This is a genomic window from Geobacter metallireducens GS-15 (assembly GCF_000012925.1).
Classification (GTDB): Bacteria; Desulfobacterota; Desulfuromonadia; order Geobacterales; family Geobacteraceae; genus Geobacter; species Geobacter metallireducens.
This window is the reverse complement of the sequence record NC_007517.1, coordinates 3,602,675-3,626,514: the sequence shown is the minus strand read 5'-3', so window position 1 is coordinate 3,626,514 and position 23,840 is coordinate 3,602,675. Positions and strand designations below refer to the sequence as shown.

Genomic DNA, 23,840 nt, shown 5'->3' with positions numbered 1-23,840 from the left:
ATGCAAAATGGTTGCCGTCCAGCCAGGGGGGTGACGTTGGGGCCGGATTTCACGGAAAAGGAGTGGACGGCCTCCGCCGACTCGGTGTACCTTTGACAGTCGAAAAACGCAGAAGGAGAAGAGATCCATGGAGTACGTTGCCGATCTTCACGTCCATTCTCCCTTTTCGCGGGCCACGAGCCGGGAGTGTGATCCGACCGGCCTTGCCGCCTGGGCCCGGGTGAAAGGGATTCAGGTTCTGGGGACCGGCGACTTCACCCATCCCGGCTGGTTCCGTCTCCTGAGGGAGACCCTCGTGCCGGCGGAGCCAGGGTTCTTCCGGCTGCGGGAGGGAACGGTCCCCTCCCCCCTGCCGGGGCTCCCCCCCTCATCGACGCCGGTCCGCTTCGTCCTTTCTGCAGAGATCAGCTGCATCTACAAGCGCCACGGTGTGGTCCGCAAGGTCCACAACCTCGTCTACGTTCCGGATTTCGCCTCGGCGGAGCGTCTTGCCGCGCGGCTAGCGGGCATCGGCAACATCGAGTCGGACGGCCGCCCGATCCTCGGCCTCGACTCCCGGGATCTCCTGGAAATCGTCCTTGAGGAGGCACCCGAGGGGTTCCTCGTCCCGGCCCACATCTGGACCCCGTGGTTTTCCCTCTTCGGTTCCCGGTCCGGCTTCGACACGGTGGAGGAGTGCTTCGGCGACCTCTCTCCCCACGTCTTCGCCCTAGAGACCGGCCTCTCCTCCGATCCTGACATGAACCGGATGATATCGGCCCTGGACCGTTTCACCCTCATCTCCAATTCCGACTGCCACTCCCCCTCTCGGCTCGGCCGGGAGGCGAATCTCTTCGCCACTGGCTTCGATTTTTTCTCGCTCCGCGACGCCCTGAAGTCGAATCACCGCGATACCTTCCGGGGGACCGTTGAGTTTTTCCCCGAGGAGGGGAAGTACCACCTGGACGGCCACCGGGCCTGCTCGGTCTGCCTTGAGCCGGAGGAGACCCGGCGCCTCGACGGCCGCTGCCCCGCCTGCGGCCGCCCCCTCACCGTGGGGGTCCTCCACCGGGTGATGGAACTGGCCGACCGGGAGCACCCCCTGTTTCCTCCTGATGCGCCGGAGTTTTTCAGTCTCGTGCCCCTCCCCGAGGTGCTGGGGGAGATCCTTGGCGTCGGCCCGGGCTCCAAGGAGGTGTTGCGCCAGTACGGACGCCTTATGGCCCGCTTCGGCTCGGAGTTTGGACTCCTGCTCCACACGCCTCCGGAGGAGATTTGGGAGGTGGCGCCCCTGGTGGCCGAGGCGGTGACCCGCATCCGGTCAGGACGGGTCATCCGGCACGGGGGGTACGATGGAGAGTTTGGGACGATCCGGGTCTTCGAGGAGGGGGAGGTGGCGCGCCTCTCGGGCCAGGCCGGCCTCTTCGCCGACGATCCCCCCCGACGGAGCCGTCGGAAAGAACCGCCGCAGCCCCTCGCCCCGTCCGTTCGCAAGGACGTTACGGCAAGCGATTCCCCACCCGGAGGGCCGAACCCCGAGCAGGCCGAGGCGATCGGCTGTGCCGACCGGCAGGTGCTGGTGGCGGCCGGACCGGGCACCGGCAAGACCTACACCCTCGTAGCGCGCATCGCTGCCCTCCTGGCGCGGCCGGAGACGGTGCCGGAGCACGTTTGTGCTATCACCTTCACCAACCGGGCCGCCAGGGAGGTGCGGGAGCGGCTTGTGGCTACGGCCGGCGGAGCAGGGGAGCGGGTCTTTGTGGGGACGTTTCACCGGTTCTGCCTTGACTGGCTCCGGCAGGAGGAGCCGGGGCTCGCCGTGGTGGGGGAGGAGAGCCGGGAGCGGCTCCTGAAGCGCCTCTTTCCCGATCTGGGGAAAAAGGAACAGGGTGCCGTGGCCGACGGCATCGCAGATCATCTTCACCGCTCGGGTCTCGACGGGGCGTCTGAGTCGCTGCGGCGGTACCTGGAGGAGCTTGCGGGACGCGGGGCCGTGGACCTGGATGCCGTGGTCCCCCTCGTTGTGCGGCGCCTCGCGGAGGACGACTGTTTTCGGCAAAGGGTCTGTGGCAGTGTCGAGCATCTCTTCGTGGACGAGTTCCAGGACCTGAACGCCCCCCAGTACGCCCTGGTGGAGATCCTGGCCCGGGAAGCGACGGTCTTTGCCATCGGCGACCCGGACCAGGCCATCTACGGCTTCCGGGGGAGCGATCCCACCTTTTTCTTCCGCTTCGCCGACCATCCCGGCACCCGGCGGCTTTCCCTCTCCCGCAACTACCGTTCGGTTTCGCCGGTGGTGGAGGGGGCTTCGGCGGTCATTGCCCGAAATACCCTGCGGAGCGGCCTCGCCCTTGTGGCCGGGGCACCGCACCAGGGGATGATCGAGCTTCACCGTGCCCCCACGCCGGCAGCGGAGGCGGAGTTCATCGTGCGGCGCATCGAGGAGTTCATGGGTGGGGTCAGCAACTTCTCCCGGATTTCGGGGCGGGGTGGCGACCAGGGGAGGGGGCGAAGCTTCGGGGAGATGGCGGTTCTCTACCGGCTTTCCAGGCAGGCCGAGGAGCTGGCCGGGGCGCTGGAGCGGCGGGGCATCCCCTTTCAGCTCATTGGCTCGGTCCCCTACTTTCTGGGACCGGCGGTGCGGGCCGTTACCCGGTTCATTCAGGCAGCCGCCGGAAGCGACGACATCGGCGAGTGGCTGGCCCTCCTGGGGGGGCTGCGGGGAATCGGCGAGGAGAGCCTGACCCGGCTGGAGGAGGCGCTTCCCCTGACCGGCGATTTCCTTCCCTTGACGGCCGCGGCGGGCCTCCCTTCCGTGGCCGCGCGTCAGGTGGCGGAACTGGCCGCCGCCCTGGGGCGGTTCCGGGACGTGATGTCCCGGGAAGGAATCGCGCCGGCCATTGGTCCTGTCTTTCCCTTTCTGGAGGTGGATGCCGGCCATCCCGATGTCTGCCGCCTCGTGGCCCTTGCGGGGAGTTTCGGGCGCAATCTCGCGGCCTTTGCCCGCCATCTGCGGGACTATGCCTCCGAGACCCTCTACGACGAGCGCGCCGAGGGGGTTCCCCTCATGACGATCCATGCCGCCAAGGGGCTGGAGTTCCCGGTGGTCTTCCTGGCCGGGTGCGAGGAGGGGCTTCTCCCCTGCACCCTCTGGCGCGATGCCGATCTGGAGGAGGAACGGAGGCTCTTCTACGTGGGGATGACGCGGGCCAAGGAGGCGCTTATCCTGACCGCCTCCCGGGAGCATCCCTGGTGCGGCCCGGGGGAGCGCCCCCTTTCCCGGTTCGTGGAGGAGATTCCGGCGCGGCTTGTCAGCCGCGCCGTTCAGGATACCGTGCGCACGGGGAAGAAGGGGGAGCAACTGGAGCTGTTCTGAGGGGTGTTCCGTCAGGTGCCGAGAACTGCCTGCCGGAACGTCTCGATCCCCATCTGCTCCACGATCCGCCCCAGCCTCTGCTCGCTTCCGGAGCCTTTGTAGTAGTCGACGATCCGTGCAACAACAGCCAGAACCTCGTCATCGTCAGGAGCGGTATCGGTGAATACCTCCCCGATGCGGGGCCGGGCGCCGGCGTTTCCCCCCACGTAGATCCGCCACCCTTTCGGCGTCCCCACCACCCCGATGTCCTTCAGCAGCGTTTCGGCGCAGTTGACCATGCACCCCGAAATCCCCATCTTCATCTTGTTGGGAAGCTTCATGGCGTGGTAGATGGTGTCGATCTTGAGGCCGAGGGCCACTGAATCCTGCACCCCCCGCTTGCACCAGGTGGTGCCGGGGCAGATCTTGACGCTCCTGACGCAGAGGCCGATGGCCGCCCCTGGTTGCTGGTCCAGGTCGCTCCAGATGGTGTCCAGGTCCTCTTCCTTCACCCCCATGAGGGCGATGCGCTGGGCCGACGTGAGTTTCAGTTCCTTGACGCCGTAGCGGTCGGCCACGTCGCAGATCTTGCGGAGGGTGGCGGTATCGGTGATGCCGCCGGGGATGTGGGGGGCGATGGCGTAGGTTTCCCGGTCCCGCTGGACGATTGCCCCCTTTTCGAGGATGTCCTTTTTCATTGACTGACTCCTGGATTGGAAAATAACCCTTTCATTAGCATAGTTCAGGGGGGAACGGAAGGGGATTGGCGATGCCAGAGGCTACTCAGCCTTTGCCATGTCCCCTTCGATGCTGTGGCAGCAAACGAAGGCAAAGAGAGCCGCAACGAGGATGGCGACAGGGGTGGAGAGGAGGGCAGTGCGGAGTCCCCAGATGTCCGAGAGCCGGCCGAGGATGGTGGGGGAGATTGCGTCCCCCAGGGCATGGATGAAGAAGATGTTCACGGCGAAGGCCATGGCGCGGACGGCCGGGCGGGTAACGTTGACGATGACGGTGTTGAGGGGGCCGGTGTTGAGGAAGAGGAAAAACTCGGCCAGGAACATCCCTCCCAGGCAGTGGTTGAGGGAAGGGGTCAGGATGGCGTAGGCCGCCGCCGGCGTCCCCAGGAGGAACCCCCAGCCCGAGACCAGGAGGTATCCCTTGGGGGTGCGGCGCTGGAGGCGGTCGCCGAGCCATCCGCCGGTGAGGGTGCCGCAGATGCCGGTCACCACGGTGAGCCCCCCGAACAGGGTGTTACCGGTGGACACGCTGAGGCCGTGCTCCCGGTAGAGGAAGGTGGGTATCCACTGGGCGAGCCCCCCCAGGGCGAAGGTCATGGCTGCCATGGCCAGGGTGTTGGCGATGAAGGAGCGGTTCCGGAACAGGGCGCGGTAGCCGCCGTTGTCCGGGTTATCGTTCTGCTCTAGTGCTGCATCGGCGCTGCGGGGCGGTTCCCGCATGAGCCAGACCGGGAGGACGAGGAGAAGCCCCGGCAGGCCCACCATCATGAACGCGGCATGCCATCCCCATTGCTGGCCGATGACCCCTCCCAGGAGATAGCCGAGGGCGCTCCCGACGGGAATCGCCAGGTAGAAGTAGGAGAGGATGCGCCCTCGACGCTCCCGGTCGAAAAATTCGGCCAGGAGACCGGGGGAGACGGTGCCGAAGCTCGCTTCACCGACCCCGACCGTGGTGCGGGCAGTCAACAGTGCCGGATAGGTGGGGGCAAGGCCCGCGGCGGCGGTGGCGACGCTCCAGATCCCGAGGCCCGCCGCGGCGAGCCTGGTCCGGCTCCAGCGGTCGCCGAGCCACCCGAAGAGGGGAGCCGATACCATGTAGGTGACCATGAAGCCGCTTCCCAGAAGCCCCAGGGCGGTGTCGGAGAGGCTGAAATCGTGCTGGATGAGGGGAAAGACGGCATAGAGGACCTGGCGGTCGATGTAGTTGAGAAGGTTGACCCCCAGAAGGAGGGCCAGGACGTAGCGTGCGTAGGGAGAGCTTTTCGAGGGGGGCGACGGAGCGTTGATATGCATGGGCTGATCCCTAACGAGGAACGTAAGCGGCAATGTACCGTTTCACCTGGTCGGCGGCCTTGGCTGCGATGCCGACGAACTCGACCCCGAACCCTTCGGGGAGGCCCGACTTGATCCGGCGGTGTCCTTGGTTGACCCACGCTACCCGGGCGTCGGTCTCGATGAGATCGCTCCCCGGGAGAAAGAAACCGAGCCGGATCCGGTCCTCCATTTTCACGTCGCACCGCGCACCCACATAGACACCGCTGAAGCTGATGTCCTCGATGGAGCCGTGGAAGCTTTCGTTCCCCCTGCGGAAGACGGCCAGGGACCCGCACCGGATCCGCTGGTGGCGACGCTCCACCTCGGGGACGAATCGCCGCCCCGCTTCGAGGAACTCCCGCCGGTCGATGGGCTTCGCGATGATCCCGTCGCACCCCGCTGCAAGGCACCGCTCCCGGTCCTTCTCCTTACCCTCCGGCACCATCATCAGAACGGGAATGGTGCGCAGTTCCCGGTCTCCCTTGAGGATCGTACAGCAGGCGACGCCGTCCATCTCCGGCATCCGGCAGTCGAGGTAGATCAGGTCGGGCCGCTGCTCCCGGGCGATTCTCAGGGCCTCCTCTCCCCCCGAGGCGGAGAGGACGGCGATCGGGGAGCCCTTGAGAAAGTCCCGCTGCACGGAGAGAAAAAAGCGTTCATCGTCGACGAGCAGTACTGATGGTGGTTTCATGACGTTCTCCGGCATTTCAGGGGTGGAGCTGAAGGTGCCGCTCCTCCAGGTTCTTGATCCGGTCACGGAGTTCGGCCGCCTTCTCGAATTCCAGGTTCTTGGCAGAGGCAAGCATCTCCTTGCGGAGGCGCTTCACCAGCTTAGGAATCTCATCGGCAGGAACGTATTCTTCTTGAGGCTCGGCCGCAAGGGGAATGGTGTAGTAGTCCCGCTCCTCGATGGATTCGAGTATGGTGCGGAGCCCCTTTTTCACCGTCCGGGGGGTGATGTTGTGCTCGGTGTTGAAAGCCTCCTGGATCGTCCGGCGCCGTGCGGTCTCTTCGATGCATGCCTCCATGGAGCCGGTTACCGCGTCGGCGTACATGGTGACCCGGCCATTGACATTGCGGGCGGCCCGGCCACAGGTCTGGATCAGGGACCGGGCTGAGCGGAGGAATCCCTCCTTGTCGGCATCGAGGATCGCCACCAGCGAAACCTCGGGGATGTCGAGCCCCTCCCGCAGGAGGTTGATCCCCACGAGCACGTCGAACTCGCCGAGGCGCAGGTCCCGGATGATCTGCATCCGCTGGATGGTGTCGATATCCGAGTGGAGGTACCGCACCCGTACCCCCAGGTCCCGGTAGTAGTCGGTCAGTTCCTCGGCCATCCGCTTGGTGAGGGTGGTGACCAGCACCCGCTCGCCCCGGGCCACGGTCTCCCGGACTTCGTGGAGGAGGTCGTCCACCTGGCCTGCGGCAGGCCTCACCTCAATGACCGGGTCCAGGAGGCCGGTGGGGCGGATCACCTGTTCCACCACCACGCCGCCGGCCTGCTGCAATTCGTAGTCGGCGGGGGTGGCGGAGACGTAGATCGTCTGGTTGAGCCGGGCAGTGAACTCCTGGAAGGTGAGGGGGCGGTTGTCCAGGGCCGACGGGAGGCGGAACCCGTAATTCACCAGGGTCTCCTTGCGGCTTCGGTCCCCCCGGTACATCCCTCCCACCTGGGAGACGGTGATGTGAGACTCGTCCACGAAGAGGAGGAAGTCCTTCGGGAAATAATCGAGGAGTGTGTAGGGGGGCTCCCCCGGCGCCCGGCCGTCAAAGTGGCGGGAGTAGTTTTCGATTCCCTGGCAGAACCCCATCTCTTCCATCATTTCCAGGTCGAACATGGTGCGCTGCTCGAGCCGCTGGGCCTCCACGAGCATGTTACGTTCCCGGAACCACTGGATTCGCTCCCGCAGGGCTACTCTGATTTCTTCGATTGCCCGCTCAAGGGTTTCCCGGGTGGCCACGTAGTGGGACGCAGGATAGACGGCGCATTTGGCAAGCCGCTGGTGCGCCACCCCCCGCAGGGGATCGATCTCGCTGATGGCCTCCACCGCGTCGCCGAAGAATTCGATCCGCAGCGCCTTCTCGTCCTCGTGGGCCGGAAAGATCTCCACGATGTCCCCACGCACCCGGAAGGTTCCCCGATGGAAATCAATGTCGTTACGCTCGTACTGGATCTCCACGAGCTTGCGCAGCAGGGTGTCCCGCCCGTACTCCTCTCCCTCGTGAAAGAAGATGTGCATTGCCTGATACTCGGCCGGGGAGCCGATGCCGTAGATGCACGACACCGAGGCCACGATGATCACGTCCTGCCGGGTCAGGAGGCTGCGGGTGGCCGCGTGGCGCAGTTTGTCGATCTCGTCGTTGATGGAGGAGTCCTTCTCGATGAAGGTGTCCGTGGTGGGGATGTAGGCTTCGGGCTGATAGTAGTCGTAGTAGGAGACGAAGTACTCCACGGCGTTGTGGGGGAAGAGCTCCTTGAATTCGCCGTAGAGTTGCGCAGCCAGGGTCTTGTTGGGGGCCAGGACCAGGGCGGGACGGTTGGTGGCGGCGATGACGTTCGCCATGGTGAAGGTCTTCCCCGAGCCGGTGACCCCCAGGAGAACCTGGTGCCGGTCGCCCCGGAGGATTCCCTCGCTGAGTTCCTCGATGGCCCTCGGTTGGTCTCCGCGGGGAGTATAGTCACTTACCAGGGTATAACGGTCCATGGGGGGATAGTACCATGGACGGGTCGCGTTTGCATCGGGGAAAAGGACGCACGAAATCCGGAGTTATGCGAATGTTTCGGAAGGAAGCGGTAGCGGAGCCACAGATTGCCGCGGGTTGCGACTACCTTGCGGCGTTGGAGAGCTTCGGGGTCAGGTTCATGGTGAGCCAGTAGGTGCCGATGAGGCGGAGCGCCTCACTCAGGTGGTTGAAATCGACCGGCTTGCGGATGTAGCTGTTGGCCCCCAGGGTATGGCACTCAAGGATGTCCTGCTCCTCGTTGGAGGAGGTGAAGACCACCACCGGAAGGAGCTTTGTCCGTTCGTCGCTTCTGATTCTGCGCAGGACTTCGAGTCCGTCCACCTTGGGGAGTTTCAGGTCAAGCAGGACCAGGCAGGGCATGGTGGTCGTGTCGCGTCCGCCGTGGGTGCCGGTGCCGAACAGAAAATCGAGGGCCTCAACCCCATCCCGTGCCACGGTTATTTCGGAGGCGATGTTGTGCTTGCGGAGTGCGCGAAGCGTCAGTACTTCGTCGTCGGGGTTGTCTTCAACAAGGAGAATGTGTCTGTTGGTCATGGAAGGCCCTTGCATCTAGCGTTGCCGACAAGTTAGACAATATATACCATAGAGGGAAAGGATAGTTGAAGAGTATAAATAAAATGTGCTGCTGATTTTGAGATGTCGAGGTTAATTCTATCGGCAGTCAATCATAAAATACAGGAAAATATTGAAGAGGGCGAGGGAGACCGTTGGGTGCCGATGAAGGATGAGCTCTTGATTTTTAAGGACCCAGATGTAATACTTTTTCGTACCGTTCAGAGCAGAAGGAGGTCCAGTATGTTTGGAATCGGCATGCCCGAGCTGATAGTTATTCTCGTCATTGTCCTGGTGGTCTTCGGCGCCGGGAGGCTCCCCGAGATCGGCGGCGCCCTCGGCAAGAGCATCCGGAACTTCAAGAAGGCATCGGATGGAAAGGATGAAATCGAGATAAAGCCGGAGAAAAAGGACGACCCTTCGAAATAGGGCAAAGGTCTCCGATGGGCGAAGGGCCGGCAATGCCGGCCCTTCTTGTTATCAATAAGAGGATATTTCTGACGAATCGATCCGTGGTGAGCGGGCAGGCTCCTAGTGGCTCTTCTTGGCTTTTTTGGCCTTGCCTCCGGATTTAGTGGATGATTTCTTGGAAGTGGCCTTAGCGCCCTTCTTCGATGATTTCTTCTTTGATGCCCGGGATTTTTTTGCCTCTTTCGAAGCTTTTCCTTTGCGCCCTTTCTTGCTGTAGCGGGGTGGTTCGGGAGAAAGTTCTTCTTTGATGTTGCTCAGAAGGACGGCTGTTTCTTCCATTCCCGGGTCGGCTTTCTTGGCTGCTTCCAGAGCTCCTTTTGCTTCGGAGATCTTTCCCGTCTTCAGGTAGATCCGTCCCAGGGCATTGAGACTCTTGGCGTGATCCCCCTTCAGTTCCACCGCCTTTTTGTACTCTTGTTCGGCGGCATCGTAGTCCTTCTTGAATTCGTAGATGAGCCCAAGCTTGTAATGGCTGGCCGGATCATTGGGGGCGAGTTCCACCCCGTCCTTCAGAAGGGTGATTAATTCGTCGTATTTCTTGGACTTCACATAGAGCGCAGTGAGGATGTTGCGGGCTTCGGCGTCGTCTTTCTTGATGCGGAGGATTTCCTTGTATTGCTTCTCCGCCTCCTCGTTCTGGTTTCCCTTGCGGTAGAGGGCCGCCAGTTCGCGGCGGGCCTCCAGGTTGTCGGGAGCGATTTTGAGGGCGTCCTGGTAGGAGGCCATGGCTTCCTTGGGGTTCTTGGCCCCCAGCAGTGCCCGGGCGAGTTTCAGATGGAGGACCGGGTTGTTGTCCCCTTTCTTGAGAAGCTCGCGGTACTGTTCGATGGCCTGGGGGTAGCTGCCGCGAAGCGCATATATGTCTGCCAGGCGTCGGCGGGCGTCGCCGTTGTCGGGTGAACTGTGGATTGCCTGTTTGTACTCGACCACTGCCTCGTCGATGAGACCCTTCCGCTCATAGAGGACGCCGAGGTTGTAGTGGGTATCGCCGGTGCCGAGTTTGAGCCTGATCAACTCCTTGTAGGAGGTAATGGCCTCGTCATCGAACCCCGCTGCCGTCTGGGCTTCGGCGAGCCTCATCAGGGCCTCTGGCCAGTCGGGTTTTTCCCTGAGTGCCGCCTTGAACTCTTCCGCGGCCTTTGCATACTCCTTGGCCTGCATGAGTTCGTCTCCCCTCCTGAGTCGCTCGTCGGAGAGGACACCGCGCTGCTTCCCCGCCAGGAGTGACTGGTAGTCGGCTGCCTGACGGTCCCCCTTTTTCTCATAGGCCTCGGCGAGGAGGCTGCTGACCTCCTTGTTCCCGGGGCTGGCGATCTGGGCCTGTTTCAGTTCCTCGATTGCCCGGTCGGTCCGCCCTTCCGCCATGTAGAGGGACGCAAGGCCCACTCGTGCCTCTTCGTGGGAGGGGGAGAGGCTGAGGGCCTTGCGGTACTGCTTTTCGGCGTCGCTAACCTTCCCCATCTCACGGTAGAGGGCGGCAAGCTCGGTGGGGATTACCGGGTCGGCAGGGAGCCCCTTTGCCGCTTCAGCGTAATGGTAGAGGGCGAGGGAGTATATCTTGCGCTGGCCGAAGATCATGGCAAGGCCATGGTGGTAGCCTGGGTCGGGGTCGGAGGAGATGGCCCGGGTCAGTTCCACGACGGCGTCGTCGTGACTTCCTTTAGCCAGGAGGGCGAGGCCCAGGTTTCCCTGTGCCCGGGGAAAGGCCGGCTCAAGGCGGAGAGCCTCGCGGTAGTCCTTGATTGCCTCGTCATGGCGTCCCGCCCGCTCCGCGCGGAGGCCTCGGACGAAATAGCCCGCGGCCCCGTCGGCACAGGATTCGAGGACGACATCCTCGGTTTTCCTCGTCGTATCGCCATCGGCCTGCACCGGGATGGTGGCTGCCAGGCGCTTTGCGTCGTCGCAACGGCTGTCGGCCCCTGCAGCAAGGGGGAGCGCGAGTGCAAGCTGAAAGAGGAGGGTCGGGACCAAGATCGTTCTGCTGTGTATCACGAAGTGTCCTCCTGAAATCGTTTCGAGTGTGTTTCGATGCCTGTCGGTTCACTCTGCATGACAGGTCTTTGTTGTGCGTGGGGTGCCCGGCGGCAGTCTCCTCGCAGTGGTCCCCTTGCTGATGGGACGTTCTGGTGTGGCGGCGGCGCGTAAGGGCCGGTTAGGCGGAGCAGGCGGCCGCCAGTGCGGCACGGTTTCCGGATGAAGGGAGTGGGAGTCGGTACGGGACAATGTCCGGCCGGCATATGCAATTCGGGGGATTATACACAGTGGGGTGGTAAAATTCAACGGATTAACCTCTTTCGAGGCTTCCCGGTGGGCAAGGGTGCGGTATTCCCGTCGGTTTTAGCCAGCGCGGATTGCCTTGACTTCGGACGCAAAGATGATTAGATGATTAAACTGATGCACTGGACCTGAATTCAATTCCAGAGAGCGCGGATTTCTCCGTCCAGGTCTTTCCGCACACAATGAGGGTGCTATGGCCGTTATTCCCAAGGAGCCGCTTGACTGGCTCTCCCTCCTGCATCTGCAGATTGACGAGGTCTTCGACTACATCGCCCGCATCGGCGGGGGGGAGCGTTGGGGCGAATGCGAGTATCTTCCGGCCATTGACATCTTCGAGACCCCGGACGAATTCACGGCGGAGTTTGAACTCCCCGGCTGCGACCGGGGCGACCTGTCACTCAAGCTATGCTCTAATACGCTGATTCTGGAAGGGGTCAAGCGTGACGATACCCGTGACGGGGTGAGCTACCGTTGTCTGGAGCGGAGGTTCGGGCGCTTCTGTCGCGCCGTCGAGGTTCCGCTCACGGTGGATATCGCCGCCGTCAGGGCCTCTTTTCGGCAGGGGGTCCTCACGGTCACCTTTCCCCGTCTCGCGGATCGGGGGAAAATCATCCGCGAGATACCGATAGAACAAGGAGACGAGTAATGGAAGAAATTGAAGATAAAGAACCCCGGCAGGAGAACGAGGAACTGAAAATCCCCGATGTTTTGCCCCTGTTGCCGGTGCGGGATGTGGTGGTCTACCCGTACATGATCCTTCCCCTTTTCGTGGGACGCGAGATCTCCATCAACGCGGTGGACCAGGCTCTCTCCAGGGACCGGCTCATCTTTCTCGCCACCCAGAAGGAGATGGGAGACGAAGAACCGACCCCCGAGGGGATGTACACCGTCGGAACCGTGGCAATGATCATGCGGATGCTGAAGCTTCCCGACGGGCGGGTGAAGGTTCTCGTCCAGGGGCTCGCCAAGGGGCTTATCACCGAGTTCGTGGAGTCGAAGCCCGCCTATACGGTCCGGATCGAGCGGATCGTGGAGCCCTCGGTCCCCGAGGAGTCCCTGGAAACCGAGGCTCTCATGAGGGCTGTCAAGGAGCAGTTGACCCAGATCGTCTCCCTCGGCAAGGCCGTTTCTCCCGAAGTCCTCGTGATTGTGGAGAACATGCAGGAGCCGGGAAGCCTGGCCGACCTCATTGCCAGCAATATCGGCCTCAAAGTCGATGACGCCCAGGCCCTCCTGGAGATCATCGATCCGGTCCAGCGGCTCCAGAAGGTCAATGAGCATCTCAACAAGGAGCACGAGCTCCTCGACATGCAGGTGAAGATCCAGTCGGCCGCCAAGGAGGAGATGGGGAAGAGCCAGCGGGAGTACTTCCTCCGGGAGCAACTGCGGGCCATCCAGCAGGAGCTGGGGGAGACCGATCCCCGTTCCGAGGAGCTGAACGAGCTCCGCAAGGCCATCGAGCAGGCCAAGATGCCGCCGGTCGTGGAGAAGGAGGCCTTCAAGCAGTTGGGGCGCCTGGAGCAGATGCACCCCGACGCCGCCGAGGCGGGGATGCTCCGCACGTTCCTGGACTGGATGGTGGAGCTTCCCTGGGGCAAGGCGACCAAGGACGTTCTCGACATCAAGCGGGCCCGGCAGATTCTCGATGAGGACCACTTCTACCTGGAGAAGATCAAGGAGCGGATCCTGGAGTTCCTGGCCGTGCGCAAGCTTCGCAAGAAGATGAAGGGGCCGATCCTCTGTTTCGTTGGTCCTCCCGGGGTGGGCAAGACCTCCCTCGGCAAGTCCATCGCCCGGGCCATGGGGCGGAAGTTCGTCCGCATCTCCTTGGGAGGGGTGCGGGACGAGGCCGAGATCCGGGGGCACCGGCGCACCTATGTGGGGGCGCTCCCCGGCCGGATCATCCAGGGGCTCAAGCAGGCCGGCTCCAACAACCCCGTTTTCATGCTCGACGAGCTGGACAAGCTTGGGGCCGACTTCCGGGGCGATCCCTCCTCGGCTCTGCTGGAGGTGCTGGACCCGGAGCAGAACCACATGTTCTCGGACCATTACATCAACCTCCCCTTCAACCTGTCCAACGTGATGTTCATCGCCACCGCCAACCAGATTGACACGGTCCCGGGGCCTCTTCGCGACCGGATGGAGGTGATCCAGCTCTCCGGGTACACGGAGGAGGAAAAACTGGAGATCGCCAAACGCTACCTCATCCCTCGGCAGATGAAAGAAAACGGCATTTCGGAGAAGGAGATCGTCATCAGCGACGAGGCGGTGCGCACCATCATCGCCAAGTATACCCGGGAGGCGGGACTGCGGAACCTGGAGCGGGAGATCGGCAGTGTCTGCCGCAAGGTGGCCCGCAAGGTGGCCGAGGGGGATGGCCGCCGCTTCCGGATCACCCCGGCCACGGTGGCGAAATATCTCGGACCGGCCCGGTTCATCCGGGAGGGGGAGATGGAGAAGAACGAAGTGGGGATCGTTACCGGCCTTGCCTGGACCCCCGTGGGGGGCGAAGTCCTCTTCGTGGAGGCGACGATCATGAAGGGGAAGGGGGGACTCACCCTCACCGGGCACCTGGGAGACGTCATGAAGGAGTCGGTTCAGGCGGCCCTTTCCTACATCCGCTCCAAGGCCAAGGAGTTCCACCTGGCCGAGGATTTCCTCTCCGGGTATGACATCCACGTCCACGTTCCAGCGGGCGCTATCCCCAAGGATGGCCCCTCTGCCGGCGTTACCATGGCAACGGCCCTTGTCTCGGCCCTGACGCGGGTTCCGGTCCGCAAGGACGTGGCCATGACCGGCGAGATCACCCTGCGGGGGAAGGTTCTTCCCATCGGTGGCCTCAAGGAGAAGATGCTCGCCGCCATCCGGGCGGGGATCAAGACCATCGTCATCCCCGAGCAGAACGAGAAGGACCTGGAGGAGATTCCCAAACATATCCTCAAGAAGGTGACGGTCGTTTCCGCCAAGGTCATTGACGACGTTCTCGCGGTGGCTCTGGAAACCTTCCCGCCACCCCCTCCCGCCAGCGAGGGGAAGCCGGCAGCCACGGTGAAGGCGCCGCCGCGGCGGGGGATTGCCGCTCCCCGCAAAGGAGCCATGGCCGGGGCAAAGAGTTGAGACTTAGGGAGATAGGGGAATTCGGCCTCATCGGACGCATATCTTCCCGGGTCGCCGACGGTGCCGGGGTGCGGATCGGCATCGGTGACGACGCTGCCGCCACGGAGCCCACGCCGGGGCGGTGGCTCCTCGTTACCTCCGACATGCTTCTGGAGGGAATCCACTTCGACCTTGCCTTCACCGACCCCTACCGCCTCGGAAGAAAATCCCTGGCGGTGAACCTCTCGGACGTGGCCGCCATGGGGGGGGAGCCCCGCCATTTCCTTCTTTCCCTTGCCGTCCCTACCGGCGTGACCGTGGAGTTCCTTGACCGGTTCACCGAGGGGATGCTCGATCTGGCCCGCGAACACGGCGTTACTCTCATCGGCGGCGATACCTGCCGCTCGTCAAATGGTCTCGTGATATCGGTTACCCTCCACGGCGAGCAGGTTCCGGAACTGGTTGTCCGCCGTGGCGGCGCCCGCCCCGGTGACCATGTTTTCGTGACGGGCACCGTTGGCGATTCGGCCCTGGGGCTCGAACTCCTGAGACGGGGTGAGCGTCGGGGATGGGCCGTGGACCGCCACCTGGACCCCACCCCCCGGGTCCGGGCCGGCCTTGCCCTCGCTGGGGCAAGGCTTCCCAGTGCAATGATCGACGTGAGCGATGGCCTTGCCGCCGATCTGGGACACATCCTCGATCTTTCCGGCGTTGGTGCCCGTCTTAAGCTCGACCTTCTTCCCCTCTCTCCCTCTTTTCGCGAACTCGCTCCCCAGATGACCCCGAATCCCTCCCTTCTCTCCCTGACCGGCGGCGAGGATTACGAACTCCTGTTTACGGTTCCGGCCGATCGGAGCGAGGAAGTGGCCCCCCTCCTGGTGGAAACCGGTTGTGCCGCCACCCTCATCGGTGAAATAACCGACGGTAGAGGCCTTGCGGTGGTGGGACCCGATGGCCGCGAGATACCCGTTACCTGCGGTGGCTACAATCATTTTGCCGTAGCGTGACGCCCGGGGGGGGATTCTTTCGCTTCCCGGAACGGTTCTTGCTGCCAACAACCGACATCTCCCGTGACAATGCAGGGCATGAGGCCATGATTTTACCAACATGGATGGCAACCGAGAGTGACGAAACCTCCCTTGATTTCCCCGATCACGCCCTGGAGCGGGTCCGGGACATCCTGAGGCTTCGTCGGAACTTTGACATCAGCAGTTATAAGGACAAGTATCTGAAGCGGCGGATTGCCATTCGGGTAAGGGCGACCCGCTCCGTGACGGCAGACGCCTATTGCGATCTCGTGGCACGAAACGAAAGGGAACTGGAACTTCTCCTCAAGGGGCTCACCATCCACGTGAGCCAGTTTTTCCGCAACAGTTCCACCTTCGAGGCGCTGCGCGGAACGGTCCTCCCGGCGATCTTCGACCGGCTTCGGCGCGAGGGGCGGGACAGTGCTACCTTTTGGAGCGTCGGCTGCGCCAGCGGCGAAGAACCTTACTCGCTGGCGATCATCCTGAGAGATTCGTTCCGCGAGTCACTGAAAGAGTTCAAGGTTTCCCTCGTGGCGACCGATATAGATGGAGGGATACTTGATGCGGCCCGCGCCGGGATATATTCTCCGGAGCGTCTCGCCGAGGTTCCTGCCGAAGTTAAGGATCGCTATTTCAGGCCCATGGGAGAGCGGTTCGTGCTGGATCCGACCATCAGGGAGATGGTGGACTTTCGCCGCAGCGACCTGTTCGACCCTGAATCATCCGTCGAGAGCGACCTGATTCTCTGCCGCAATGTTCTCATCTACTTTGAACGTAGTGAGCAGGCGCGGATTCTGCGAGGATTCGTTTCTTCTCTCTGTACCGGGGGGGTGTTGGTGCTCGGCAAGGCAGAGACCCTCGTCGCAGAGGTGCGGCAGCGGTTTACCACCCTCTGTCCCATGGAGCGGATTTACCAGAAGAACCGTTTTTCAGTCTACTGAGGCCCGCTGCCGAGCCCTGCCGCCGAATGGCAGCAATGCTTGCGCCGAAAGTACCGGCTGAATTTCATAAAGAGATCCAGAAAGCCTAAACATGGAGGATTCATGGCTAAGAAGAGAGTGATGGTCGTTGACGATGCCCTGTTCATGCGGAACATGCTGCGGGGCATTCTGGAGGCAAACGGTTTTGAGGTGGTGGCCGAGGCGGCGGACGGAGCCGAGGCGGTGGTGACCTATCGCGACGTCCGGCCCGACATCGTGACCCTTGACATTATTATGCCGGTCAAGAACGGCATCGAGGCGCTCCGCGAGATCATGGCCATCGACCCTCACGCCCGGGTCGTCATCTGCAGCGCCGTAGGGCAGGAGTCCCTTGTCCAGAAGGCCCAGAGCTTTGGTGCGCGGGATTTTATCCTGAAGCCCTTTAACCCCGACCGGGTCAAGGAGATCATCAAGAAGGTCTCCGAAGGGTAAGCGTCGGTCCGTAGTTTTTTTTCACTCACCAAGCCGGCAATGGAATAGGGGGAAAAGCTGCATGAAATTCGATGCATTGACAGAGGAACACCTGGATGCCCTACGGGAGGTGAGCAATATCGGGGTGGCGCACGCTGCCACAGCCCTTTCCCAACTTATCGGCCGGAGCATCTCGCTCACCGTCCCGAAGGTGCTCCTGACGGAAATCTGCAAGGTGCCCGAGGTCTTCGGCGGTGCCGAAAAACTTGTCGTGGGCATCTATCTGCAGATGCTCGGCGACGCCCGGGGGAACATCCTCATCGTTCTCCCCCGGGACAGCGCCCTGAAGCTCCTCTCGCGGTTGCTCCCCCGGGAGAAGAGCGAAGGAACGCTCCTCACTGAACTGGAGATATCGGCCCTCAAGGAGGTGGGAAATATTCTCGCTTCCGCCTATCTGAACGCCCTTGGTGCCCTCATGGGGAAGACCTTGATCCCTTCCGTGCCGGTCCTCTCCTTTGATATGGTCGGTGCCGTCATCGACTACGCCCTCATTGAGCTGGGGGAGATCGGCGACCTGGCTCTCATGGTCGAAACCGACTTTTTTGGAGAGGAGGAGAAGATCAACGGCCAGTTTTTCCTCCTTCCCGACCCCGAGTCCCTGAAGATAATCCTCAACGCCATAGGGGTGAAACTTTGAGCAAGATTATCAGCGTCGGCATATCGGAGCACAAGGTTGCATCTGACCCGGTGGTCCTTGTGACCTACGGGCTCGGCTCCTGCGTCGGCATCGCCCTCTACGATCCCGAAGTCCGGATCGGCGGGCTTGCACATACCCTGTTGCCCGCCCCTGTCCGCGAAGTGCAAGGTGCGGAAAGGACAGCCAAATTCACCTGCTGGGCCGTCGATCTCATGGTGGAGGAACTCCTTAAATGCGGTTGCGCCCCTGAGCGACTTGTGGCAAAATTGGCCGGCGGTGCCACCATGTTCGAACCCCAGTACCGCTCGGCCCACGGCGGCATCGGCGAGCGCAATGTTGCGGCGGCCAGGGAAGCCCTGGAGCGGAGCGGCATCCCCCTTGTGGCCGAGGATACGGGGGGGGACTACGGGCGGAGCCTGGAGTTCAATACAGCAACCGGGATCATCATGGTCAGGGCGCTGCAGCAGCCCATAAAGCAACTTTAGCGGTCGCGCGGAGGGGGCATGAAGATTTACAGGCTCGTCATCGTGGTATTCCTGGCGCTTTTTGTAGGGGCGGTTCCCGCCACGGCGGCACCGGTGGCTAGAGTGAACGCCGGCCTTCAGGATGTCATCGACACGGTGGAGAAGTCGTTCAGACCGGACAGGAATACCGGCCTTCCTCCCCTTGCCACGGTGACTGCCGACTTTTTCCAGCGTTCGACCATTGCGGGGAAGGAACGGGAGATGCGGGCCGACGGCCAGATGTACTTTAAGACGGCTTCCAGCCGCGAGCCGCTCATGTTCCGCTTCGACTACTTCCGCCCCCTGAAGCAGGAGATCGTTTCCGACGGCCGGACCCTCTGGATGTACCTCCCCGAGAACCGCCAGGTGATCGTGAGCGACGTAACGCCGGTCTTCAATCCCTTTACCTTTAATCCAGACCGGGACCGGGCATCGAATTTCCTCCAGGGTTTGCCGCGGATATCCAAGGATTTCCTGATTGTTTTCTCACCCCAGGGGCAGGACATCGCCGGCAACTACGTACTGGAACTGACCCCTCGCCGGGCCACCGCGGCCATCGCAAAGCTTTTCATCGTCGTTCCCCGTGAGGCGGTCCTGAGTTATGTCCAGAGCGGGAGAACCTCGGTGAACACTATCTCCAACATCGGCCGGCAGGAGTGGCCGTTTCCGATTCTCTCCACCACCATGGAGGACCATCAGGGGAGCACGACCCTCATGGAGTTCAGCAACGTGCGGACGAACATCATGCTGAGCGACAGCCTCTTCTCGTTTGCTGTTCCGCCAGGGGTCCAAGTGGTGAAGCCACCCCGGAAGCACTGAAGCAGATTTTCCGTAAGGTTTGTTGGCGGGGGCGGTATGAAACATGCCGCCCCCGCTGTTTGCATGGACCATCAACCGCTCAGGAGGAGCCCATGATCTTTCGTCGCCTCTTGCCGTGCCTCGTCGCGGCCCTTATGACCGTAGCCCCGACTCTTGCCGCTGCAGCCTCTGTCAGCGAGGTGGTGACGGCCCTGGAGAAGGGGTACGCATCCCTCAGGGACCTGCAGGCCTCTTTTACCCAGCGCTCCGAGCTGGCCTCGGTGAAGAAGGCACAGACCGGCAGCGGGGAAGTATTCATCCGCAAGGGGAGCGGAGCAGGGGCCATGTTCCGTTTCAACTACACCAAACCCCGGCAGGAAATCATCTCCAACGGTAAGAAGGTCTGGTACTACCTCCCCGAGAACCGGCAGGTGATGACCATGGACGCTGCCTCCCTCTTTGCGGGGGGAGGAGGGGTGGCTCTATCATACCTTACGGGGATGGGGGAGGTTTCCCGGGACTTCACGGTCCGTTTCGTGGGGGACGGGAAGGACGCCCGGGGGAACTACGTCCTGGAGCTTGTGCCCAAGAAGCCGGGCCAGGCTTTCCAGAAGCTCCATCTGACCGTGTCGGGCCGGGCCGTGGAGGAGTATCTGGCGCAGGGCCGCGCATCGATGCCGTTTCCCATTGTGTCATCCGTGGTCTTCGATCAGATGGGCAACCGGACCGCCATTGAGTTCAGCAAGGTCAAGGTAAACCGGGGGGTGAAGGCTTCGCTCTTCACCTTTACGCCTCCCCCGGGTGTTGAAGTGATACAGAACCCCATGGGGGGAGTCCGATAACAAAGGCACTAACCAGATAAAGGAGGAGATGATGCCGTCATTCGACATCGTTTCAAAGGTGGACATGCAGGAAGTGGACAACGCGGTCAATCAGGCCGTGAAGGAGATCGGCCAGCGCTATGATTTCAAGGGATCCAAGAGCGAGGTGACCCTGGAGAAGGATGCCATCAAGATCCTGGCGGACGACGACTTCCGGCTGAAGGCCATCGTCGACATCCTCCAGTCCAAGTTCATCAAGCGGGGGATTTCACCCAAGGCCCTCCAGTACGGCAAGGCCGAGACCGCCTCCGGCGGCATGGTGCGGCAGATCATCACCGTCCAGCAGGGTATCTCCAAGGAGAAGGGGAAGGAGGTCGTGGCCGTCATCAAGGATACCAAGCTCAAGGTTCAGGGGCAGATCCAGGATGACCAGGTGCGGGTCACCGGCAAGAACCGGGATGACCTCCAGGAGGCGATCCGGACCCTCAAGGGGAAGGATCTGGGGATCGAGCTTCAGTTTGTGAATTTCAGGGATTAGACGTTACGGAAACAGAGAGAGGGAGCGGATTTGATGAAGGAAAAAGTTAGCATGGTCAGCCTCGGCTGCCCGAAGAACCTGGTGGACGCCGAGGTGATGCTCGGCTGCCTGGCCAAGGACCAGTACGAGATCACCACCGACGAACACGAGGCGGACATCATCATCGTCAACACCTGCTCCTTTATTGGCGATGCCAAGAAGGAGAGCATCGACACGATCCTCGATCTGGCCGACCGCAAGCACGACGGCCGCTGCAAGCTCCTGGTCGTGACCGGCTGCCTCCCCCAGCGCTACCAGGAGGAACTGGCCACGGAGCTCCCCGAGGTGGATATCTTCGTGGGGACCGCCGACTATCCCCGCATTGCCGAGATCATTGCCGAGAAGCGGGGCGTTGCCGAGCAGCTCCGTTACATCAGCGACCCCAACTACATCTTCGACGAGAGCCTGCCGCGGCTCAAGTCGTCCCCCGCCTACACCGCCTACCTGAAAATCGCCGAGGGGTGCTCCAACTGCTGCTCCTACTGCGTCATCCCTTCGCTGCGGGGTGCCCTCCGCTCCCGCCCCCTGGACAACCTCCTCATGGAGGCCCGGACTCTGGTCGCCACCGGCACCAGAGAGATTAATCTCATTGCCCAGGACATCACCGCCTGGGGGCGCGACCTGCCGGGAAGCCCCACCCTGGAGGAGCTTGTCCGGGAACTGGCGAAGATCGTGGGACTGCGCTGGATCAGGCTTCTCTACGCCTACCCCGACGGGATCACCGACGGGCTCATCGAGATCATCAAGACCGAGCCCAAGGTCTGCAAGTACCTGGATATCCCGATCCAGCACATCAGCGATCCGGTCCTGAAGCGGATGAACCGCCGGAGCACCGAGCCCCAGATCCGGGCGCTCATCGCGAAGATCCGCGCCGAGATCCCCGAGATCGCGCTCCGCACCTCCCTCATCGTCGGCTTCCCCGGCGAGACCGAGGAGGATTTCCGCACCCTTCTCCACTACGTGGAGGAGACCCAGTTCGACCGTCTTGGCGTCTTCTGCTACTCACGGGAGGAGGGGACACCGGCTGCCGGGATGGAGGACCAGGTTTCGGAGCGGGTCAAGCGGGACCGCTACAAGAAGCTCATGAAGGTTCAGGCGAGGCTCTCCTTCAAGCGGAACCGCCGCCTCATCGATACCGAGGAGGAAGTGATCGTGGAGGGGTACAGCGACGAGACCGACCTCCTCCTCAAGGGTCGTTCGTCCCGGCAGGCCCCCGACATCGACGGCCAGGTCTACATCACCGCCGGCAATGCCAACGTGGGGGATATTGTGCGGCTGCGGATCACCGATTCGTCCGACTATGACCTCATCGGCGAGATTGTTGAAGAGTAATGGGCCTGAAATTTGCTTGACAATCAAAAGTTTTTGAGTAACATTTCGAGACCTTTTGGCCCACCCTATAACGATGGAGTGATGTAAATGGTTGAAAAACAAGACGAAATGAAGGCTCTTCTCCTGAAGGCAAAGGAGGAGATCCTGGCAGGGATAAACAAGGCGCTGAAGTCGGGGTCCGAGACGAACACCGGCGAGCCCACGGGCGACATCTACGACCAGGCGTCCAGCGAGCGGGACCGGGAACTGGGGCTTCTCCTCAACGACCGGGAGCGGGACAAGCTGCGCCAGATCGATGAAGCTCTGCTCCGCATCGCCGATGGCGAGTACGGCATTTGCGAGGAGTGCGAGGAGGAAATCCCCCTCGGGCGCCTCAAGGTGATGCCCTTTGCCCGCTTCTGTGTCCGCTGCCAGTCGGACATGGAAAAACTCCAGGCCCAGACCCGGCGCGTGGAGGAAGAACGGTCCTACCGCGAGGTTTCCTTCGGCGAGGAAGAGGAAGGGTAGCAGCCGACCAACAAAAAGGTTAACGGAAACGGAAAAAGGGCGCCACGTGATGCGGCGCCCTTTTTTTGTCAAATGAAAGAATTCTTGTCAAAAAACTGTCATGATTGGGCGATGAGGCTCTTTCCCGTTATCTCCGCCGGCTGGGAAAGGCCCAGAATCTCCAACATGGTGGGGGCGATGTCGGCCAGGGTGCCGGCACGAAGCCGAATCCCTTTGCGGCTGTCATCCACGAGCACCAGGTGGACCGGCTCGCTCGTATGGGCGGTGTGGGGGCCTCCGGTCTCGTCCACCATCTTCTCGGCGTTGCCATGGTCGGCGGTGATGATGACGGCGCCTCCTTTCTCCCGCACCTTTGCCACGATGCGCCCCACGCAGCTGTCCACCGCTTCCACGGCCCTGGCGGCTGCTTCCAGGATCCCGGTATGCCCCACCATGTCGGCATTGGCGAAATTGACGATGACCACGTCGTAGGCATCGCTGTCGATTCGCTTCAGGAGCTCGTCGGTGACGGGGTAGGCGCTCATCTCCGGTTTCTGGTCGTAGGTGGCCACGTCCTTGGGGGAGGGGATGAGGCAGCGCTCCTCAAGGGGGAACGGCTCCTCGACGCCGCCGTTGAAGAAGAAGGTGACGTGGGCGTACTTCTCGGTTTCGGCGATCCGCAGCTGCCGAATTCCGGCATGGGCAAGGACGTCGCCGAGAATGTTCTTGAGCTCCTCGGGGCCAAAGGCGATCGGGAGGCCGAAGGTGGCGTCGTACTCGGTCATGCAGACGTAGGAGGCGAGGTTCGGCCGCGCCTGCCGCGCAAAGCCCTCGCAGTCGGGGAGGGCCAGAGCCCTGGTGATCTCCCGTGCCCGGTCGGAGCGGAAGTTGAGGAAGATGAAGCCGTCCCCGTCCCGCAGCTGCCCCACCGGCGCGCCGTCGCGGACCATCACGGAAGGCTCCACAAATTCGTCGGTCACGTCGGCGGCGTAGCTCGCCTCGATGGCTTCGGCTGAACTTGCCCGCTGGACCCCTTCGCCCTGGACCATGGCGTTGTAAGCCCGCTCCACCCGCTCCCAGCGGTTGTCCCGGTCCATGGCCCAGTATCGCCCCATGACCGTAGCGATGGCGCCGACGCCGATGCGGGCGATTTCCGCTTCCAGTTGGGCCAGGTAGTCGGCGCCGCTCTTGGGCGGGGTGTCGCGGCCGTCGAGAATGGCATGAATGAACACATCCGTGAGCCCCTGGCGCCTGGCCAGCTCCAGCAGGGCGTAGAGGTGGGTGTTGTGGGAGTGGACCCCCCCGTCGGAGAGAAGCCCTGCCAGGTGGAGCCGTCCGCCGGCAGCCTTGGTTTTTGCAATGCACTCCAGGAGCACCGGGTTGGTGAAGAAGTCGCCGTCCTGGATCGCCTTGGTGATGCGGGTGAGATCCTGGTAGACAACCCGCCCGGCGCCGATGTTCAGGTGTCCAACCTCCGAGTTCCCCATCTGGCCATCGGGAAGTCCCACCGCCATACCCGACGTCTGGATTTCGGTGGTAGGGTAGGTGGCAAGGAGGGTGTCAAGGTTCGGAGTCCGGGCCTGGGCCACGGCGTTGTGCTCGGCGCTGGGGTTGATCCCCCAGCCGTCGAGGATCATGAGCATGAGGGGGCGGGTCATGGTTCCTCCATAAGAAGATAGAA

Annotated in this window: 21 protein-coding genes; 14 read left to right on the top strand and 7 right to left on the bottom strand. The window is 62.4% G+C overall.

From position 1 onward, the window contains the following. The first annotated feature begins 127 nt into the window (after nucleotides 1-127). Nucleotides 128-3,355 (top strand): UvrD-helicase domain-containing protein, encoded by a 3,228-nt coding sequence (locus GMET_RS16150; RefSeq protein WP_004512662.1) that lies wholly within the window; start codon nucleotides 128-130, stop codon nucleotides 3,353-3,355. Nucleotides 3,356-3,366: 11 nt separating this feature from the next. On the opposite strand, the gene GMET_RS16145 is transcribed toward GMET_RS16150, so the two are convergent. From GMET_RS16145 to GMET_RS16125, 5 genes are all read right to left on the bottom strand, one after another. Next, the gene (locus tag GMET_RS16145) at nucleotides 3,367-4,032 is read right to left on the bottom strand and encodes an NAD(P)/FAD-dependent oxidoreductase (protein ID WP_004512661.1); all 666 of its coding nucleotides are present in this window, start codon (nucleotides 4,030-4,032) and stop codon (nucleotides 3,367-3,369) included. 81 nt (nucleotides 4,033-4,113) lie between these two features. Beyond that, nucleotides 4,114-5,364: a spinster family MFS transporter gene (locus GMET_RS16140; protein ID WP_004512660.1), complete on the bottom strand. Its 1,251-nt coding sequence runs from the start codon at nucleotides 5,362-5,364 to the stop codon at nucleotides 4,114-4,116. A 10-nt stretch (nucleotides 5,365-5,374) separates the two neighbouring features. Continuing rightward, nucleotides 5,375-6,076, bottom strand: a complete 702-nt coding sequence (locus GMET_RS16135; protein WP_004512659.1) for a response regulator — start codon at nucleotides 6,074-6,076, stop codon at nucleotides 5,375-5,377. A 16-nt stretch (nucleotides 6,077-6,092) separates the two neighbouring features. Beyond that, a complete protein-coding gene (uvrB, locus tag GMET_RS16130; RefSeq protein WP_004512658.1) occupies nucleotides 6,093-8,090 on the bottom strand; it encodes an excinuclease ABC subunit UvrB in 1,998 nt (665 codons plus the stop codon). 121 nt (nucleotides 8,091-8,211) lie between these two features. After that, entirely contained in the window at nucleotides 8,212-8,664 is a 453-nt protein-coding gene (locus GMET_RS16125; protein ID WP_004512656.1) for a response regulator, read from the bottom strand. Nucleotides 8,665-8,925: 261 nt separating this feature from the next. Between GMET_RS16125 and GMET_RS16120 the strand changes: the two genes are divergently transcribed. Beyond that, entirely contained in the window at nucleotides 8,926-9,111 is a 186-nt protein-coding gene (locus GMET_RS16120; RefSeq protein WP_004512655.1) for a twin-arginine translocase TatA/TatE family subunit, read from the top strand. 102 nt (nucleotides 9,112-9,213) lie between these two features. Here GMET_RS16120 and GMET_RS16115 read toward each other — a convergent pair whose 3' ends face one another. After that, nucleotides 9,214-11,145, bottom strand: a complete 1,932-nt coding sequence (locus GMET_RS16115; protein WP_011366162.1) for a tetratricopeptide repeat protein — start codon at nucleotides 11,143-11,145, stop codon at nucleotides 9,214-9,216. Between the two features lie 478 nt (nucleotides 11,146-11,623). Here GMET_RS16115 and GMET_RS16110 point away from each other — a divergent pair, with 478 nt between their 5' ends. From GMET_RS16110 to GMET_RS16055, 12 genes are all read left to right on the top strand, one after another. Continuing rightward, nucleotides 11,624-12,076 (top strand): Hsp20/alpha crystallin family protein, encoded by a 453-nt coding sequence (locus GMET_RS16110; RefSeq protein ID WP_004512653.1) that lies wholly within the window; start codon nucleotides 11,624-11,626, stop codon nucleotides 12,074-12,076. Then, a complete protein-coding gene (gene lon / locus GMET_RS16105; protein ID WP_004512652.1) occupies nucleotides 12,076-14,547 on the top strand; it encodes an endopeptidase La in 2,472 nt (823 codons plus the stop codon). Before GMET_RS16110 ends, lon begins: the two co-directional genes overlap by 1 nt. Then, entirely contained in the window at nucleotides 14,544-15,533 is a 990-nt protein-coding gene (gene thiL, locus GMET_RS16100; RefSeq protein ID WP_004512651.1) for a thiamine-phosphate kinase, read from the top strand. The genes lon and thiL overlap by 4 nt, the downstream gene beginning before the upstream one ends. 104 nt (nucleotides 15,534-15,637) lie before the next feature. Then, nucleotides 15,638-16,495, top strand: coding sequence for a CheR family methyltransferase (locus tag GMET_RS16095; RefSeq protein ID WP_238378951.1), 858 nt, complete (start codon nucleotides 15,638-15,640; stop codon nucleotides 16,493-16,495). A gap of 102 nt (nucleotides 16,496-16,597) precedes the next feature. Continuing rightward, nucleotides 16,598-16,966: a response regulator gene (locus GMET_RS16090; protein ID WP_004512649.1), complete on the top strand. Its 369-nt coding sequence runs from the start codon at nucleotides 16,598-16,600 to the stop codon at nucleotides 16,964-16,966. Nucleotides 16,967-17,027: 61 nt separating this feature from the next. Then, nucleotides 17,028-17,642, top strand: coding sequence for a chemotaxis protein CheC (locus GMET_RS16085; protein ID WP_004512648.1), 615 nt, complete (start codon nucleotides 17,028-17,030; stop codon nucleotides 17,640-17,642). Further along, nucleotides 17,639-18,127, top strand: coding sequence for a chemotaxis protein CheD (locus GMET_RS16080; RefSeq protein WP_004512647.1), 489 nt, complete (start codon nucleotides 17,639-17,641; stop codon nucleotides 18,125-18,127). The genes GMET_RS16085 and GMET_RS16080 overlap by 4 nt, the downstream gene beginning before the upstream one ends. 18 nt (nucleotides 18,128-18,145) lie before the next feature. Then, the gene (locus GMET_RS16075) at nucleotides 18,146-18,964 is read left to right on the top strand and encodes a LolA family protein (RefSeq protein ID WP_004512646.1); all 819 of its coding nucleotides are present in this window, start codon (nucleotides 18,146-18,148) and stop codon (nucleotides 18,962-18,964) included. 92 nt (nucleotides 18,965-19,056) lie between these two features. Further along, a complete protein-coding gene (locus GMET_RS16070) occupies nucleotides 19,057-19,785 on the top strand; it encodes a LolA family protein (RefSeq protein WP_004512645.1) in 729 nt (242 codons plus the stop codon). Nucleotides 19,786-19,816: 31 nt separating this feature from the next. After that, nucleotides 19,817-20,302, top strand: a complete 486-nt coding sequence (locus GMET_RS16065) for a YajQ family cyclic di-GMP-binding protein (protein ID WP_004512644.1) — start codon at nucleotides 19,817-19,819, stop codon at nucleotides 20,300-20,302. A 33-nt stretch (nucleotides 20,303-20,335) separates the two neighbouring features. After that, nucleotides 20,336-21,673 (top strand): 30S ribosomal protein S12 methylthiotransferase RimO, encoded by a 1,338-nt coding sequence (gene rimO, locus GMET_RS16060; protein ID WP_004512643.1) that lies wholly within the window; start codon nucleotides 20,336-20,338, stop codon nucleotides 21,671-21,673. A gap of 87 nt (nucleotides 21,674-21,760) precedes the next feature. Further along, nucleotides 21,761-22,180 carry a TraR/DksA family transcriptional regulator gene (locus GMET_RS16055; RefSeq protein ID WP_004512642.1) on the top strand — a complete coding sequence of 140 codons (420 nt, stop codon included), beginning with the start codon at nucleotides 21,761-21,763 and terminating at the stop codon, nucleotides 22,178-22,180. Nucleotides 22,181-22,278: 98 nt separating this feature from the next. Here GMET_RS16055 and gpmI read toward each other — a convergent pair whose 3' ends face one another. Beyond that, nucleotides 22,279-23,817 (bottom strand): 2,3-bisphosphoglycerate-independent phosphoglycerate mutase, encoded by a 1,539-nt coding sequence (gene gpmI, locus GMET_RS16050; protein ID WP_004512641.1) that lies wholly within the window; start codon nucleotides 23,815-23,817, stop codon nucleotides 22,279-22,281. Nucleotides 23,818-23,840 lie beyond the last annotated feature (23 nt).